Below are 14156 nucleotides of genomic sequence, written 5' to 3'. Positions count from 1 at the left end.
AATCAGGCGTTCGTGCAGCCTTGGTTCCAGCGGTCATCCAGGTAGGGCTTGAACGCGTCGAGCTTGGACGGCCGACCCTGCCACTGCCCGCGGAAGAGGTCCTCCGGGGCGACTGCGTCGGCGAAGAGCTTGACGGTGCGGTAGGTCATGCGGAGCTGGCGGCCGATCGCCCTCCGACTGAGCCGGCGGCCAGCAGCTCGTGGACGGTTGCCGGGGTTGGTACTGGTGAGCTCGCCTATCCATCTGTCGCCAGTTCTCGGATGGCCCGGGGCAGCTGGTGACTGAGTGTGGTTACTGGAAGGTGCGCGGTTCGCAGGCGAGCTCGACGGCCTTCTCCCCCTCGGGCGCCTTGAGGTGCGGCGGATTTGTCCTGATCGCGACGCGTCCAGCTTGATGCTGGAGAACAATGTGTGCTCCACCATCACAGAGGGGGCTCAGTGAAGACGTGGAAGTGCACAACGTGTGGGGCGACTTGCAAGGTGGACATGCTCCTGGGCAGCCCTGTCCTCCATAAGGTACTGGGAGGGCAAATGATCTGCCGCAGATCAGGCGAGAGGATCTTTCAACCTGGCGTCCTCGATGCCGATGGCAACCTGATCCCATGCGGTATCTCGGAGAATAGCCGAAGGCGTTTTCCGTTCGTGGCTGTTGGTCGCGAGTACAACAACGATGAACGGTGCACAACATCCTGCCGAGACGCTAAAGGTCACCTGTGTACATGCTCATGCCAGGCGCTTCATCATGGAAACGGAAAATGGATGTCGGGCTGGCAGATCGCCGCGAGGCAGACGTCCATGGTGGCGGGCAAAAACTGGAGTTGGCTCCTCGTTCGCCAAAGGTAGTTGCGCCACCGAAGTGGCCGAGGAACTCGGTCCACTCCTCGTGGTGGCAACCAGCAAGGGGTTACTGATGGTTCGCGTAATCGTCTGTCGCAAGTTATCCGAGTTGGCGGCACTTGGAACATCGGTACAGCCATTAACGCTAAGCATTTGATCATGGTCGGCGCATCGTGATCACTTAGCACAAGTGATCCGTTTCGCGTGGGTCTTCGGTGGAAGATCCACGGCCGCTCACGACCAGGTGGTTACGTCCGCCGCATGCCAGTGGAGTTCTTATCTGACGATCAGGCCGCGTCGTACGGGAAGTTCAACGAGGAGCCGACCCGGCCGGAGCTGGAGCGGTTCTTCTACCTCGACGACGAGGACCGCAAGCTGATCGCGAAACGGCGCGGGGACCACAACCGACTCGGGTTCGCGCTACAGATGTGCACTGTGCGCTTCATCGGCCGGTGTCTGCCGGACGATCCGCTCGATGTGCCGTGGGTGGTGATCGAGCACATCGCCGAGCAACTCGGCATCGAGGACGTCTCGTGCGTCAAGGCGTACACCGAGCGCAAGCCGACGGCGTACGAGCACGCGTGGGAGATCCGGGACGCGTACGAGTATCACGAGTACGACGATCCGGAGTGGGGGCGGAAGTTCCGGACGTTCCTGCACGGGCGGGCGTGGACCGCGCATTCGGAGGGGCCGAAGGCTCTGTTCGACTATGCGGTGGGCTGGCTGCGGAAGAACCGGGTGCTGCTGCCCGGTGTTTCCGTGCTGGCGCGGCAGGTTTCCGAGGTCCGCACGATCGCGGACAAGCGCCTGCACACCACGGTCGCCAAGGCGGCCTGGCGGGCGGACCCGTCGCTGCCCGCCGACCTGGTGGCGCTGCTGGAGACGCCGAAGGGCAGGCGGTACTCGTACCTGGAGACCTTCCGCCGGCCGCCGACGAAGACCACGGGGACGGCGATGAAGCGGGCGCTGGAGCGGGTGGATGAGATCGCCGTGTACCGGCTGGGGCGGGTGAAGCTGGACAAGCTCCCGCCGAACCGGCTCGCCGCGCTGGCCCGTTACGGCCTGGGGTCGAAGGCGACGAGCCTGGAGCGGGCGAGCGAGCCGAAGCGCACCGCGATGCTGACCGCGGTGATGCGGCACATGGAGGCCAAGGCCATCGACGACGCGCTGGAGCTGTTCACGGTGCTGATGTCGACCAAGCTGCTCAGCACCGCGAAGCGGCTCACGAACAAGGACCGCCTCTCCACGCTGCCGCAGCTGGAGAAGGCGTCCCGCATCGCCGCCCGCATGTCGAAGTGTTCATGGAGGAGCTGGAGCACATCGAGGAGAGCGGCAAGGCGGTGGACGCGGCCGCGATGTGGAAGGCCCTGGAGGAGATCGCGCCGAGGGCCCAGCTGTGGAGCGCGGCCACCACGGTGGCGAGCCTGGTCCCGGAGGACGACGACTCGGCGGAGATCGCGATCCGCGAGGCGCTGGCCAACCGCTACAACACGGTGCGCCCGTTCCTGTCGCTGCTCGGCGACACCAAGATGCTCGGCGCGGCCCCGGCCGGGGAGCGGGTCCTGGCCGCGGTCAAGGGCCTGCCCGCGCTCAGCCGGCGCCAGGTGACGAAGAAGCCGCTGCTGAAGCGGGAGGTCGACGACAAGGTGGTGCCGCCGTACTGGCGCAAGGCGGTGTACGCGAACAAGGACCTGCCGCAGGGCGCGGTGGACCGCGACGCCTATGTGGTGTGCGTGCTGGAGCAGCTGTACCGGGCGCTGGTCAGCCGCGCCATCTTCGCTTCCCCCTCGCACCGCTTCTCCAACCCGCGCGCCCGTCTGCTGGACGGCAAGCCGTGGCTGGCGGTGCGCGAGGACGTACTGGCGGGCCTGAGCCTGGAGGCGCCCGTCGAGGAGCATCTGGCGGAGCTGGTGGGGGTACTGGACGCGGCGTGGAAGCAGATGGCCGAACGCCTCGAAGAGGCCGGCGCGGATGCGAAGGTCAGCATCGAGGTGCAGCCCAACGGGCGGGCCAAGCTGAACGTGGACGCGCTCGGGGCACTTGGGGTGCCCAAGTCGCTGGCCTGGCTGCGGCGCCGGGTGGAGAAGATGCTCCCGAAGATCGACCTGCCGGACCTGTTGTTCGAAGTGCACTCCTGGACCGGGTTCCTGGACGCCTTCGTGCACCTGGGCGACGGCAAGACCCGCATGAAGGACCTCACCACCTCGGTCGTCGCGCTCCTGGTGAGCGAGGCGTGCAACATCGGCATGACCCCGGTGACCAACCCCGGCCACGAGGCGCTGACCCGCTCCCGGCTGGTCCACGTCGACCAGTACTACCTGCGGGCCGACACCATCGCCGCGGCCAACGCCGCCCTGATCGCCGCCCAGGCGAAGGTCCCGATCGTGGCGCACTGGGGCAACGGGCTGCTTGCCGTCCGTCGACGGACTGAGCTTCGTCGTCCCGGTCCGCTCCATCAGCACCGCCCCGAACCCGAAGTACTTCGGATTCAAGCGCGGCATCACCTGGCTGAACGCCGTCAACGACCAGGTCTTCGGCATCGGGCAGATGGTCGTCCCTGGCACGCCCCGCGACTCCCTGCACATCCTGGACGCCCTGCTGAACCTCGACGGCGGGGTGAAGCCGGAAATGGTCGCCACCGACAACGCCTCGTACTCGGACATGGTGTTCGGCCTGTTCAAGATCCTGGGCTACAACTTCTCCCCGCGGTTCAAGGACCTGGACGATCAAAGGTTCTGGCGGGCGGAGATGGACGGGATCGAGACCGGCGGCTACGGGCCGCTGACGGACCTGGCCCGCACGAACAAGGTGAACCTGAAGAAGGTGACCACCCAGTGGGAGGACATGCTGAAGGTGGCCGGCTCGCTGGTCACCAACCAGGTGCGGGCCTATGACCTGCTGCGGATGTTCGGCAACCATGGACGACCGACGCCGCTGGGGCAGGCGTTCGCCGAGTACGGGCGCATTGCCAAGACCCTGCACCTGCTCCAGGTCGTCGACCCGGTCGATGACACCTACCGACGGCAGATGGGCAAGCAGCTGTCCGTCCAGGAGTCCCGCCACACGCTCGCCCGGGACATCTGCCACGGCAAGCGGGGCACCATCCACCAGGCATACCGAGACGGCATGGAGGACCAACTCGGATCGCTGGGACTGGTGCTGAACGCCGTCGTGCTCTGGACGACGAAGTACATCGACGCTGCGGTCGCCCAGCTGCGTGCCGAGGGCCACGAGATCAGCGATGAGGATGTCGCCCGCCTCTCCCCGCTGAAGTTCAAGAACCTCAACGTCCTGGGCCGCTACAGCTTCACCCCCTCCACCCCGCGCCAGGGCCTGCGTCCGCTGCGCGACCCGGACGCTCCCGAGCTCGACGATGACGAAGACGGGGACGAGTGGGCCGCCCCGGCACAGGACTCGTCAACTTCTCGCAGTACTACGACTGGGCTGGGAGCAGGGTGAGGCGAACGCTTCGGCCCTCCAGGTGGAAGCTGAGAGGAGAGTGATGAACGAACCGGACGATATGGCCCTTAGAACCCGTCTTTGAACGGCCCTTGAGCAGACTGTCGGGAGAGATCGCGGGAACGCCTCCTCTGATTGGGAACGCATCGAGCCTTCTCGCCGGGCTGAGCGGTCATCGATCGCCCGGCCGTCTCGCTGCCGGGGCGGTTGCGGCAACTCTGATGGACGCGCATCAAGGTGCGAGCGATGAGGTCTCGCGGCACTTCGCCGCCTGGGCAGCGGCTCAGCGGGCGCGGCGGATGGGCTGCCTGGTCTGGGTGGGATTGGTGGTGAGGAAGTCCAGGATGGCCCGATAGACCGGCTCCGGCTTCTCCATCACCAGGAGGTGGGATGTGCCGGGTACGACGGCGAGCTCGGACTCGGGGATCGCCCGGTAGAGCGCGATCGTGTGCTCCAGCGTTACCGCGTCGTCGTCCCCGGACATGACGAGGGTGCGGCTCGCGATGCGGCCGAGGTCGTCCTCTGTCAGGTTCGGCTCGGACCGCGCCATGCGCAGCAGCTTGTCCACGACGACGGGGAAGTGTTCCTGGCCGTCGGGTGACACTTCGCCGTAGCGGGCACCCAGGTACGGCACGGCCTCGGCGAATCCGTCCAGAACGCCGGGCACCAGGCCGCCGTGTCGGAAGTTGCCGCTGATCAGGACGAGACGCCGCACGAGGTCGGGGCGGCGCATCGCGACGATCATCGCCACGTTCGCGCCGTCGCTGTGGCCGACCAGGTGCGCCGGGCCGCCGACCGCCTTCTCCAGGAAGGCGATCATGTCGTCGGCCATGACGTCATACGACAGCGGGCCATGGACGTCGGGTGTGTGGCCGTGACCGCGCCGGTCCACCGTGATGACGCGCAGGCCATCGAGAACGGGCAGGGCCGGGACGAACATCCGCGAGTCGACGAAGCCACCGTGGAGCAGGACGACGGGTTCACCGTCGCCCTGCTCGTCGTACCAGGTCGCAACCTCACCGAGCTGAATGATCGCCATATGATCCATTGTGGCCCACGTGGGACAGCGACGGCATCGGCGGGTCGCCCTGAAGAAGATCGACGTCGTCGGCTACGCCGTCTGGGCCGGCATCGGAGCCATCGGCGCGGCCGTCCTCGGTCCGGTGTTCCGGCTGACACGCATTCCGTGTGCCGGTCAGCCGATCGTCCTGGCTGCCCGGCACACGGACTCCGGCCTTGAGGGCCATCGGGGCAGCCGTTAGCGCCAAGGGCTGCCCCGATGGTCCCCAAGGCTGTAGACATCGGCCCCGACCACGAGTTCGACGCCGGGATGGTCGCCGTCGCACGGCGACAGGTCGAACGGATGCGGATGATGGAATGGGAACTTACGGGCGCCCACCCGAGCGACGTCGACCCAGACGCCGAGTGATTCTCACAAACGACCATCTGTGAGAGTTCTGAGAACGGCCCCCGGGTGATCACGTTTCCGCAGGTCGCCGTTCGCAAAAGTCCCCTCAAAACCCGCACGTTGTGCGAGGCACTTCTGAGAGACTGCCTCCATGGATTTGACGCCCGATCAGGCCGCACTTGCGGTAGAACGTCATGATTGCCCGAACTGTGACGCGCCCGCCGGCAGCGCCTGCCGCACCCGGGGCGGGAAGACCGCCGCGAAGTACCACACCCCGCGCTTCGTCCTCGTCCCCGCGCTCCGCGAGGAACTGGAGATCCCCGTCCCCGCCGACCGCGCTCCCGGCCGCGCGTGGAAGCAGGCCCCCGCACTCGCCGTCGTCCCCGCGCCCCGCACCGAGCGGCCGGTGAGGATCGGGTACGCAAGGACATCGACCGCCCGCCAAGAGCTGGCGAGCCAGCTCGAAGCCCTTCACCGGGCCGAGTGCCACAAGGTCTTCAAGGAGCAGATCAGCACCCGGGTGAAAGTGCGGCCGGAGCTGGAGAAGGCGCTCGCGCTGGCCCACCAGTTCAAGGAGGCCGCACCCGATACACCGGTCATCTTCACGGTGCACGAGCTGAAACGTCTGGCCAGGAACGCGGCCGAGCTGATGACGCTGTCCGCCGAGCTCCAGGCCGGCGGCATCCAGCTCGAACTCATCACCGGCCCCCTCACCGGCATCTACGACCCCAACGGCATGGGCGCCATGTTCTTCGCCGTCCTCGCCGTCGCCGGACAGATCGAGCGCAACTACATCCGGGAGAAGACCCTCGAAGGCCAGGTCACCGCAGCAGCCAAGGGCAACCACGGCGGACGCCCGAAGGTCATCGACGACGACATGCTCACCTTCGCCGTCGCCCTGAAGGACAAGGGAGTCCCCGTCCCCGAGATCGCGAAGAAGCTCACCATCAAGGTCGGGAAGAACGCGGGCAAGTCCCCCTCGGTCGCCTCGCTGTACCGAGCGCTCGCCGAGGCCGAGGCTGCCGCGGCGGACGATGGCCTGCCGCTGCGACCCAAGCCCGTCCGCATCCGCCGGTCCGAAGACCCGCTCACCCCCGAGGAGATCGACCTCCGCGAACGGCTCCAGTCCCAGCCCCACCCGAACGCCAAAGGCACCCGACGTGGATGACCTCGCCACCGTACGCGCGCAGGAATACGCGAAGGTCTACGACGAACTCCTCGGCGCCGCCGCCCGGCTCGACATGCTGCGGCGCCTGGAAGGCGGGAGCATCGGCGCTCACGCGACCGCCGCCATGCACGGGCTCCGGTTCGCCGCCACCATCCTCTGGCCCACCGTCCCGGACACCCCGCCGCCCGGCTACCGCCACGGCAGCGAACGGCTGCTCCAGCTCGCCGCCAACTGGCGCGAGGCGGCGCTGGAACTCGGCGAGTTCGCCCTACAGCGCCCCGCGCTCCGGCTCGTCAGCGAGACGACAGCGGGAGATGAGGACTGAGGGCGGTGGCGCGCGGGCGACGACCCAGGGACCAAGATCACCGGCTTAACGCTAATGGCTGTTCCGATGGTCCCCGAGGCCGGAACAAGGGTATCTGGAAGGCGTCCGAGCTCCAACGGGGCCTGACCGAGCACGGGTTGGTGATCTCGGCGGGGAAGATGTCCGGGCTGTGGTCCGGCCAGCCGGTCTCCCTCAAGCTGGAGGACCTGGACGTCATCTGCGTCGTTCTCGGCTGCGAGATCGGCGACCTGCTGATCCCCGAACCGGACAAGGTCCGCCGCCCGGGCGAGGAGACCGGCCAGCAGGCCGGGGTCCCCGTAGTAATCGCCGAAAGAACAACGGATATCCCTGACCTGCGGTGATGTGCCCTGGGGATGGTCGGCGCGAGCTGCGGTTGTACGGGACGCGTAAGCAGACCCGGACCGACAGCGAAGCAGGTCTGCGCAGGATGTGACGCCTCGCCGAAGAGGCTCAGCCTCCCCCGCCCCGTCGTGCCGCCCGGGCCGGGCTCAGGGGTGTCCACCACCCGGGAACGGCTCCCGCCAGTCACCCGCAGCACACACTTCCGATCCACCGGGATGGATTGGCCTGGATCGCGGCTGGGCAGCTCGTTGGCGATTGCACCATTTCGCGAGGGATGCTCGCGGGGATGCGGTGCGCAACCGAAGAGAGTGGGACAGAGCATGAAGAGGACATGGCTGGCCGGCACTGTCGCCGGCATGTGCGTGACGGTGGCCTCAGTGGTTACGGGGGGCGTGCCGGCGAGCGCCGACGTCAACGACTGCCGCGATGGTTACGTATGTGTCTGGGGCGACAGCAACTATCGGGGGCGTTATCTCTTCTCCGCGACCGACGTCCACAACGTCGGGGAGCGGATGAACGATCTGACGACCTCTCTCTGGAACCGCACCGGTTCCAAGGTCTGCTTCTTCGACGACGCGAGTTGGTCCGGCGCCCCCCTGCTGTACGTGGCCCCGGGCCAGGGGATCCCGAATGTCGGAGATGCGGCCAATGATCGAATCACCTCATGGCATACCTGCTAAGGACTGTCCCGTAATTCCTGGTGGGTCAGCGCACGGCGGGCAGCGACATCGCTCCGCGGGCTCCCCGGCGGCGGTGCGCGACGGCCGCGAAGCGGCTGACCAAGGCGAGGGCCCGCAAGCTCATCACCGCCATGGTCGGCCACGACTAGTCCGGCCCGGCCCCGTCGTCGTCCTCGTCCAGCTCCGGCGTGTCCGGGTCGCGCAGTGGGCGCAGGGCGCCGGCGGCCGGGATCGAGGCCGTGAAGCTGCAGATTGCGGTGCTTGAGCGGGAGAGACGTGCGATGTTCCACCTCGCGGATCTCGTGGCCCTCGGCCTTCAGCTGGGCGACGGCGGCGTCGATGACCGTGCAGGAGTCGCGCCACAAGCTGGCCCGGGACGTGTGCCACGGCAAGCCCGTCCCGGTACGCCTGGTGGATGGTGCCGCGCATGGAGGACCAGCTCGGCGCGCTCGGCCTGGTCGGGGGTATCTGGGACCGGGGATGCCATCGCCTCCGGGGGCTCCACCGCCATCAGCGGGTACGTACACGACTTGACCGTGGTGCACCAGGCCGCCCCACGGGAACGGGCGTCCTGGCCGCGCCAGGTAGGCGTGATCCCGACCCGGGCGCAGTCCTTCCAGCACCGGGCCGAGGTCGAGCAGTTGCGGGCCGTGGTCGATGGCGGGGGCACGGCGGTGCTGTGCCAGGTCCTGACGGGGACTGGCGGGGTGGGTAAGACCCAGCTCGCGGCCGACTACGCGCGCGCCGCCTGGGGGTCCGGCGGGGTGGACGTGCTGGTGTGGATCACTGCCAGTACCCGTTCGGCGGTTGTGTTTGGGTACGCACAGGCCGGCGTCGAGGTCCTTGGTGCCGACCCGGGGGGCCGGGAGCAGGCCGCGAGATTGTTTCTGGCCTGGCTCGAACCCAAACCCGGTGCGAGGCCGTGCCGGTGGCTGGTCGTGTTGGACGACCTCGCCGACCCGGCCGGCCTGCGGGGCCTGTGGCCCCCACCAGCTCTTCGGGCCGAACCCTCGTCACCACCCGCCGCCGGGACGCCGCCCTGACCGGTCCCGACCGGCGACTGGTCACCGTCGGCCTGTTCACCCCCAACGAAGCCGCCGCCTACCTGGCCGACGCCCTGACAGCTCGCCACCGCCACGAACCGGCCGGCCAGCTCACCGCCCTGGCCGCCGACCTCGGGTATCTGCCGCTGGCCCTGGCCCAGGCCGCCGCTTACCTCATCGACTCCGGCATGGACTGCGCCGGCTACCGACAACTGCTGGCCGACCGGACCCGCGTGTTGGCAGACGTCCTGCCCGAGCCCGACGCGCTCCCCGCCGACCACGCCACGACAGTCGCCGCCGCCTGGTCGGCGGCGTCCGGCCCGACGGCACCCGTCGGGCCCGGCGACACCACCCCCCAGGTCATCGCGGACAGGGGAAAAAGCCATACCGGGCCCGGAGGCCAGCGGCCCTCTTGCAGGGCCACGAAGAAGATAACGGGGGCGGGCTTTCGCGGGTGTTCAGCCGACGAGTCCGGCGCCGCTCTTCTCGCGGCTCGCAGCGCTGTTCCCGTCGCTCTCGTCATCCTCGTCGTCGGGGACCCAGCGCAGTACGTCGCCGGGCTGACAGCCGAGGGTGCGGCAGATCGCGTCGAGCGTCGTGAACCGCACCGCCTTGGCGCGTCCGTTCTTCAGCACGGCGACGTTGGCGGGGGTGATGCCGACGGCGGCGGCGAACTCTCCGACCGACATGTTGCGTTTGGCGAGTTGCACGTCCAGGTCGACGACGATCGCCATCACACCACCTCGGCGATCTCGGTCTCCAGATCCGTCGCCTTGCGCAGCAGGCCGCGCATGATGACGATCAGCATGACGAACGCCGCCCCCATGCCGACGCTCGCCAGCGCGGCGGCCAGGGCGCTGATGACGGCCATGTTGTCGTCATCGGGGGTGGGGATCTCGGCCAGGGCCAGGTGCCCGGTGACGCCGAGCGCCAACAGCGTCGCCACGGCCGAGGACCCGATGACGGTGTCGACCCAGCGGAAGGCCCTCGGGGTGAAGATCGCGCCGCGTTGGACCATGGCGAGCAGCATCCACACCGCGACGAGCGCGACTTGAACGCAGGCGACGCCGATGATCGCCACGGTCGCATAGGGCGCGGCGAACGGGGCGTATGGAGGGAAGCGGTCGACTTCATCGGCCGCTGTGGCCGGGATGACCACGAACTGACCTGGCTGGCCTGGAGACGCTACCTCGCGCACGGCCTGGCCGAGGCCCGCGGCTGGAGCCGCCGCGTCCGTCTCGACGTGGACCGGGCCCTGGTCGTGCTGCTGGCCCCGCACACCGAGGCCGACGTCATCCGCTACTCGGAGATCATCGCGCCGCTGCGGGCCCTCGACAGCAGCATCGAGCGAACCGCCGAGGTCCTGGAATCGATGAGCATCCTGGTCGACGACCGCAGGCCGTCCTACAAGGACTGGCTGGAGAAGCGGCTCGACGGCCTCGCTGCCGGGATCCGCCGTGAAGCCGAGGGCTGGAACCGCACCCTGCGCGGGGGCGGACCACGCACCCGCCCCCGCGACCAGGCCACCGTCTGGGCCTACCTCAACGCCGTACGTCCCGCCCTGCTGGAATGGTCCGAGCGCTACGACCACCTGCGCGAGGTCATCCGCGACGACGTCCTCGCCCACGTCAAGACTCTCCACGGGCACGAACGGCGCCAGACTCTCGTCGCCCTGCGGTCGCTGTTCGGCTGGGCGAAGAAGAACGGCATCGTCTTCCGCGACCCGACCGCCCGCATCAAGGCCGGTACGTTCGAGTACTCCGTCCTGCAGCCCCTGCAGCCCCAGCAGGTGACCCGGTCCGTCGAAGCGGTCCGCAGCCCAGCCGCCCGCCTCGCCCTCGCACTCGCGGCCTCCCACGCCGCCAGAGCCGGAGCCATACGCGCTCTCCAGTTGGACGACGTGGACCTCGGCAACCGCCGACTCACCATCGCCGGACGCACCCGCCCCATGGACGACCTCACCCACCAGATGCTGCTGTTCTGGCTGGACTACCGGCGCCGGCGCCGGCCGAACACCGCCAACCCCCACCTGCTCATCAACCAGATGACCGCGCTGGAGACCGGCCCGGTCAGCGGCTGGTGGATCAAGCACGAACTCCACGGCCAGGACGCCACCCTGGAACGGCTCCGCGTCGACCGCCAGCTCGAAGAAGCCCTCGTCCACGGTCCCGAGCCGCTCCACCTCGCCGAGGTCTTCGGCCTGGACGAGAAGACCGCGATCCGCTACGCGGATTCCGCACGGGCCCTGCTGGAGCAGGCCGCCGAGGTCGGCCCTGTTGGGGATATCTCCAGGGCCGCTCGCGTTCTCTACTTGATTGAGGGGCTCAACAACAGGTCGGGGCCTCTCCTCGCGGCGCCCCTGTGACCCTAGCTGGGCGTCATCGTTTGGGGGCGGCGCCGCCGGTTGTCTCAGCGGCTGGTGGGTGCGTTCCAGTCGACCAGTTGGACGATGACGCCATTGGGGTCGCGGACCTGAAAGGCGCGCTCGCCCCACTCCTCGTCGGTCAACGGCATGGTGATCGTGACGCCTTCGGAGCGCAGGCGCGCCAGCTCGCCTTCGAGGTCCTCGACGACGAAGGCAAGGATCAGACCTGCGGTGTGCTCATCGCGCTGGTCTGCCGGGAGGGTGTCCAGCCCCCGCCGCAAAAAGATGACGTTCATGCCGACGTCTTCGCGCGTCAGGGACGCGAAGCCGTCGGCGGCCATCTCCTCGCGGAACCCGAAGTGCTCAACGAGGAAGGCGCTGGCTGCGGGGACATCGTCGACGTTGAGCGACACGGCGCTAGAGGTGATCTTCATGAAAACTCCTCCGAGATCCACTGAGCATATTCTCTGTACGACGTACAATGTACATTGTACAGAGTTTGGCTGGGAGAGGATGACTCCATGCCAACGGAACGAACCAGCTCGGGCGACCCGGCCCACACCCTGCAACTGCTGTGGCGCGGCTCCTCCTCTGACCGTCGCCGAGGACCGCGACGGGGGCTGAGCATCGACGCGGTGGTCGAGGCTGCCACCGCCATCGCCGACGCTGAAGGCCTGGACGCGGTGACCATGCGCCGGGTGGCCAAGGAACTCGGCGTGGTGCCGATGACGCTGTACACCTACGTCCCCGGCAAGGCCGAGCTCCTCGACCTCATGCTCGACGCCGCCTACGCCCGCATGCCCCGCACCGACACCACCGGACAGCCCTGGCGCCAACGCGTCACCGCTATCGCCGAGGAGAACAAAGCCCTCTTCGAACGCCACCCGTGGGCCGCGGCCGTCTCCACCGTCAGGCCTCCGCTGGGGCCGGGGCAGATGTCAAAGTACGAGCACGAACTGTCTGGGCTCGACGGCCTCGGCCTCAGCGACGTCGAGATGGATGACTGCCTGACCCACCTACTCACCTTCGTGCAGGCATGCGCCCGCACCGTCGCCGACGCCCGCGCCGCACAGCACGACAGTGCCCTGAACGACCAACAATGGTGGGAGCTGAACGCCCCGCTCCTCGCCCGGGTCCTCGACGAGAACGCCTACCCCACTGCCGTCCGCGTCGGCGCAGCCGCAGGCGCCGCACACAGCAGTGCCTACGACCCCGCCCACGCCTACTCCTTCGGCCTGCAACGAGTCCTCGACGCCTTCGCCGCTCTGATCGACCGAAGCGGAGACGCGAAGACATTGACTTCATCGCACCGGCACGACGCCATTGCCCCGTGAGCCTGCCTCGTGAGCCGGAGCACCTGTCGCCGATGCTCCGGCTGGGGAACTCGGTGAGGAGGTCTGGCTCTTCTCCGAGCACGGGGTGGTGCAATCAGCCTCATCACTCCAGCGAGTTGAGTACGAACCCGCGGGCTCATCGCCCAGAATCAGGGGGTCGCACCCGCGGGTTCGCGTTGAAGTACTTTCAGTTTCCATGAACCCGCGGGCTTCGAGGGATCCCAGTAGTTCTCGCGGAGAAAACAACGCTAAGCGGCTGCGCCCCAGCTCAGGAGGCTCGGCAGCTGGGGCGGGTCACTCGCCGAGGTCGTTGACGCGGTTCGCGTACTCGCGCCGGGCCTTGCGCTGTGCTGGGATGGCTGAGGTCCCCGGGGCGCCGTCGAGCGGCTGGCAGTGGGCGAGGAGTCGGCGGTGGACCATGGGGGTGGCGCTGACGCGCAGCGTGTAGCCCTGGTCGAGCGCAGTGCGCTCGACGGGCGCCAGATCGGCGGCGCGGAGGAAGTCGGCGACCTTGCCCGGCATGTCGAGGACCACCAGCAGCTCCGCAGGGGTGCCCGCGTCGACGGCCGTGTACTCGGGCAGCAGGTCCGCGACGGCGGTGCGGATGGCGCCGCGGCTGACGTCGTGATCGCGAGCGAGGGCGGCGATGGACCGGCCTTCCAGGTACGCGGTGCGCACGGCGTCGGTCTTGTCGGTCGGGACGGCGGGCCGGCGCCCGCCCTTGTTGCCCTTCGCCTCGGCGGCCCGCAGCCCGTCGTAGGTCAGCTCGCGCTGGAGATCGCGCTGGAGTTCGCCGGCGGCGGCGAGGGTCTGCACCATGAACTTCACGGTGGACAGCAGCTCGCCGGTGCGCGGGTGGCGGGCAGTGAGGTCCATGGCGGAGAACGCGCCGTCGTGGATGCGCAGGGCGAGACGGTCGCGGTGCAGGACGTCGAGCACGTCGAGGATGTGCCCGGTGCCGCGCACGAGGCGGAACATCTCGGAGATGTGCACGGTGTCGCCCGGCCGCGCGTACGTGAGGAGCTCGCCGAACTTCGGCCGCTCCAGCGGATGGAGGCGGCCACCCCGTTCGGCCCTACGCCCTCGCGGCCGCCAGAGGCCGGCGACGGCGCCGGCCTCGGTACAGCGGCTATCGGTGAGATTGATCATGGTCCGGGCGGTACGAGCGTGGTGCC

General features: G+C 68.4%; 15 protein-coding genes and 3 pseudogenes. 11 read left to right on the top strand and 7 right to left on the bottom strand.

All coding sequences use genetic code 11. The features are described 5' to 3' along the window. Positions 1-2: 2 nt before the first annotated feature. The gene (locus tag BT364_RS41915) at positions 3-149 is read right to left on the bottom strand and encodes a hypothetical protein (RefSeq protein WP_177328315.1); all 147 of its coding nucleotides are present in this window, start codon (positions 147-149) and stop codon (positions 3-5) included. Positions 150-1097: 948 nt separating this feature from the next. Between BT364_RS41915 and BT364_RS31940 the strand changes: the two are divergent. Beyond that, positions 1098-4208 (top strand): annotated as a pseudogene (locus BT364_RS31940) (Tn3 family transposase); the annotation flags it as partial. Positions 4209-4578: 370 nt separating this feature from the next. On the opposite strand, the gene BT364_RS31935 reads toward BT364_RS31940, so the two are convergent. Further along, positions 4579-5334: an alpha/beta fold hydrolase gene (locus BT364_RS31935; RefSeq protein ID WP_107408357.1), complete on the bottom strand. Its 756-nt coding sequence runs from the start codon at positions 5332-5334 to the stop codon at positions 4579-4581. 43 nt (positions 5335-5377) lie between these two features. Between BT364_RS31935 and BT364_RS31930 the strand changes: the two are divergent. The 7 genes and pseudogenes from BT364_RS31930 to BT364_RS43480 form a co-directional block, all read left to right on the top strand. Continuing rightward, positions 5378-5464: pseudogene (locus BT364_RS31930) on the top strand (DMT family transporter); the annotation flags it as partial. A 110-nt stretch (positions 5465-5574) separates the two neighbouring features. After that, on the top strand, positions 5575-5724 hold the full coding sequence (locus tag BT364_RS41910; RefSeq protein ID WP_177328314.1) for a hypothetical protein: 150 nt from the start codon (positions 5575-5577) through the stop codon (positions 5722-5724). Positions 5725-5854: 130 nt separating this feature from the next. Beyond that, positions 5855-6871, top strand: a complete 1017-nt coding sequence (locus BT364_RS31925) for a recombinase family protein (RefSeq protein ID WP_072488701.1) — start codon at positions 5855-5857, stop codon at positions 6869-6871. Further along, a complete protein-coding gene (locus BT364_RS31920; RefSeq protein ID WP_072488700.1) occupies positions 6864-7196 on the top strand; it encodes a hypothetical protein in 333 nt (110 codons plus the stop codon). Before BT364_RS31925 ends, BT364_RS31920 begins: the two co-directional genes overlap by 8 nt. Before the next feature lie 92 nt (positions 7197-7288). Further along, a complete protein-coding gene (locus BT364_RS31915) occupies positions 7289-7558 on the top strand; it encodes a helix-turn-helix domain-containing protein (protein ID WP_072488743.1) in 270 nt (89 codons plus the stop codon). Between the two features lie 321 nt (positions 7559-7879). After that, the gene (locus BT364_RS41905; RefSeq protein ID WP_072488699.1) at positions 7880-8239 is read left to right on the top strand and encodes a peptidase inhibitor family I36 protein; all 360 of its coding nucleotides are present in this window, start codon (positions 7880-7882) and stop codon (positions 8237-8239) included. Between the two features lie 20 nt (positions 8240-8259). Continuing rightward, the gene (locus tag BT364_RS43480; RefSeq protein ID WP_256260303.1) at positions 8260-8388 is read left to right on the top strand and encodes a hypothetical protein; all 129 of its coding nucleotides are present in this window, start codon (positions 8260-8262) and stop codon (positions 8386-8388) included. On the opposite strand, the pseudogene BT364_RS44410 reads toward BT364_RS43480, so the two are convergent. After that, positions 8385-8665 (bottom strand): annotated as a pseudogene (locus tag BT364_RS44410) (hypothetical protein); the annotation flags it as partial. The gene BT364_RS43480 and the pseudogene BT364_RS44410 sit on opposite strands and share 4 nt — an antisense overlap. Before the next feature lie 104 nt (positions 8666-8769). Between BT364_RS44410 and BT364_RS41900 the strand changes: the two are divergent. Beyond that, the gene (locus tag BT364_RS41900; protein ID WP_177328313.1) at positions 8770-9282 is read left to right on the top strand and encodes a hypothetical protein; all 513 of its coding nucleotides are present in this window, start codon (positions 8770-8772) and stop codon (positions 9280-9282) included. A 458-nt stretch (positions 9283-9740) separates the two neighbouring features. Here BT364_RS41900 and BT364_RS31900 read toward each other — a convergent pair whose 3' ends face one another. Continuing rightward, positions 9741-10016, bottom strand: coding sequence for a helix-turn-helix domain-containing protein (locus BT364_RS31900; protein WP_072488697.1), 276 nt, complete (start codon positions 10014-10016; stop codon positions 9741-9743). Beyond that, entirely contained in the window at positions 10016-10363 is a 348-nt protein-coding gene (locus BT364_RS31895) for a DUF2975 domain-containing protein (RefSeq protein WP_256260302.1), read from the bottom strand. Before BT364_RS31895 ends, BT364_RS31900 begins: the two co-directional genes overlap by 1 nt. Between BT364_RS31895 and BT364_RS31890 the strand changes: the two genes are divergently transcribed. Then, positions 10334-11647, top strand: coding sequence for a hypothetical protein (locus BT364_RS31890; protein ID WP_256260301.1), 1314 nt, complete (start codon positions 10334-10336; stop codon positions 11645-11647). The genes BT364_RS31895 and BT364_RS31890 overlap by 30 nt on opposite strands. Before the next feature lie 44 nt (positions 11648-11691). Here the strand turns inward: BT364_RS31890 and BT364_RS31885 are convergent, their stop codons facing one another. Beyond that, positions 11692-12081: a VOC family protein gene (locus BT364_RS31885; RefSeq protein ID WP_072488694.1), complete on the bottom strand. Its 390-nt coding sequence runs from the start codon at positions 12079-12081 to the stop codon at positions 11692-11694. 87 nt (positions 12082-12168) lie between these two features. Here BT364_RS31885 and BT364_RS31880 point away from each other — a divergent pair, with 87 nt between their 5' ends. Continuing rightward, positions 12169-12981: a TetR/AcrR family transcriptional regulator gene (locus BT364_RS31880; RefSeq protein ID WP_072488693.1), complete on the top strand. Its 813-nt coding sequence runs from the start codon at positions 12169-12171 to the stop codon at positions 12979-12981. A 294-nt stretch (positions 12982-13275) separates the two neighbouring features. Here BT364_RS31880 and BT364_RS31875 read toward each other — a convergent pair whose 3' ends face one another. Further along, positions 13276-14130, bottom strand: a complete 855-nt coding sequence (locus tag BT364_RS31875; protein ID WP_079179726.1) for a recombinase family protein — start codon at positions 14128-14130, stop codon at positions 13276-13278. Between the last annotated feature and the right edge of the window lie 26 nt (positions 14131-14156).

Source organism: Streptomyces atratus (genome assembly GCF_900119365.1).
Lineage (GTDB): Bacteria > Actinomycetota > Actinomycetes > Streptomycetales > Streptomycetaceae > Streptomyces > Streptomyces atratus_B.
The sequence above is the reverse complement of the archived record's forward strand: the minus strand, read 5'-3'. Positions and strand labels throughout refer to the sequence as shown.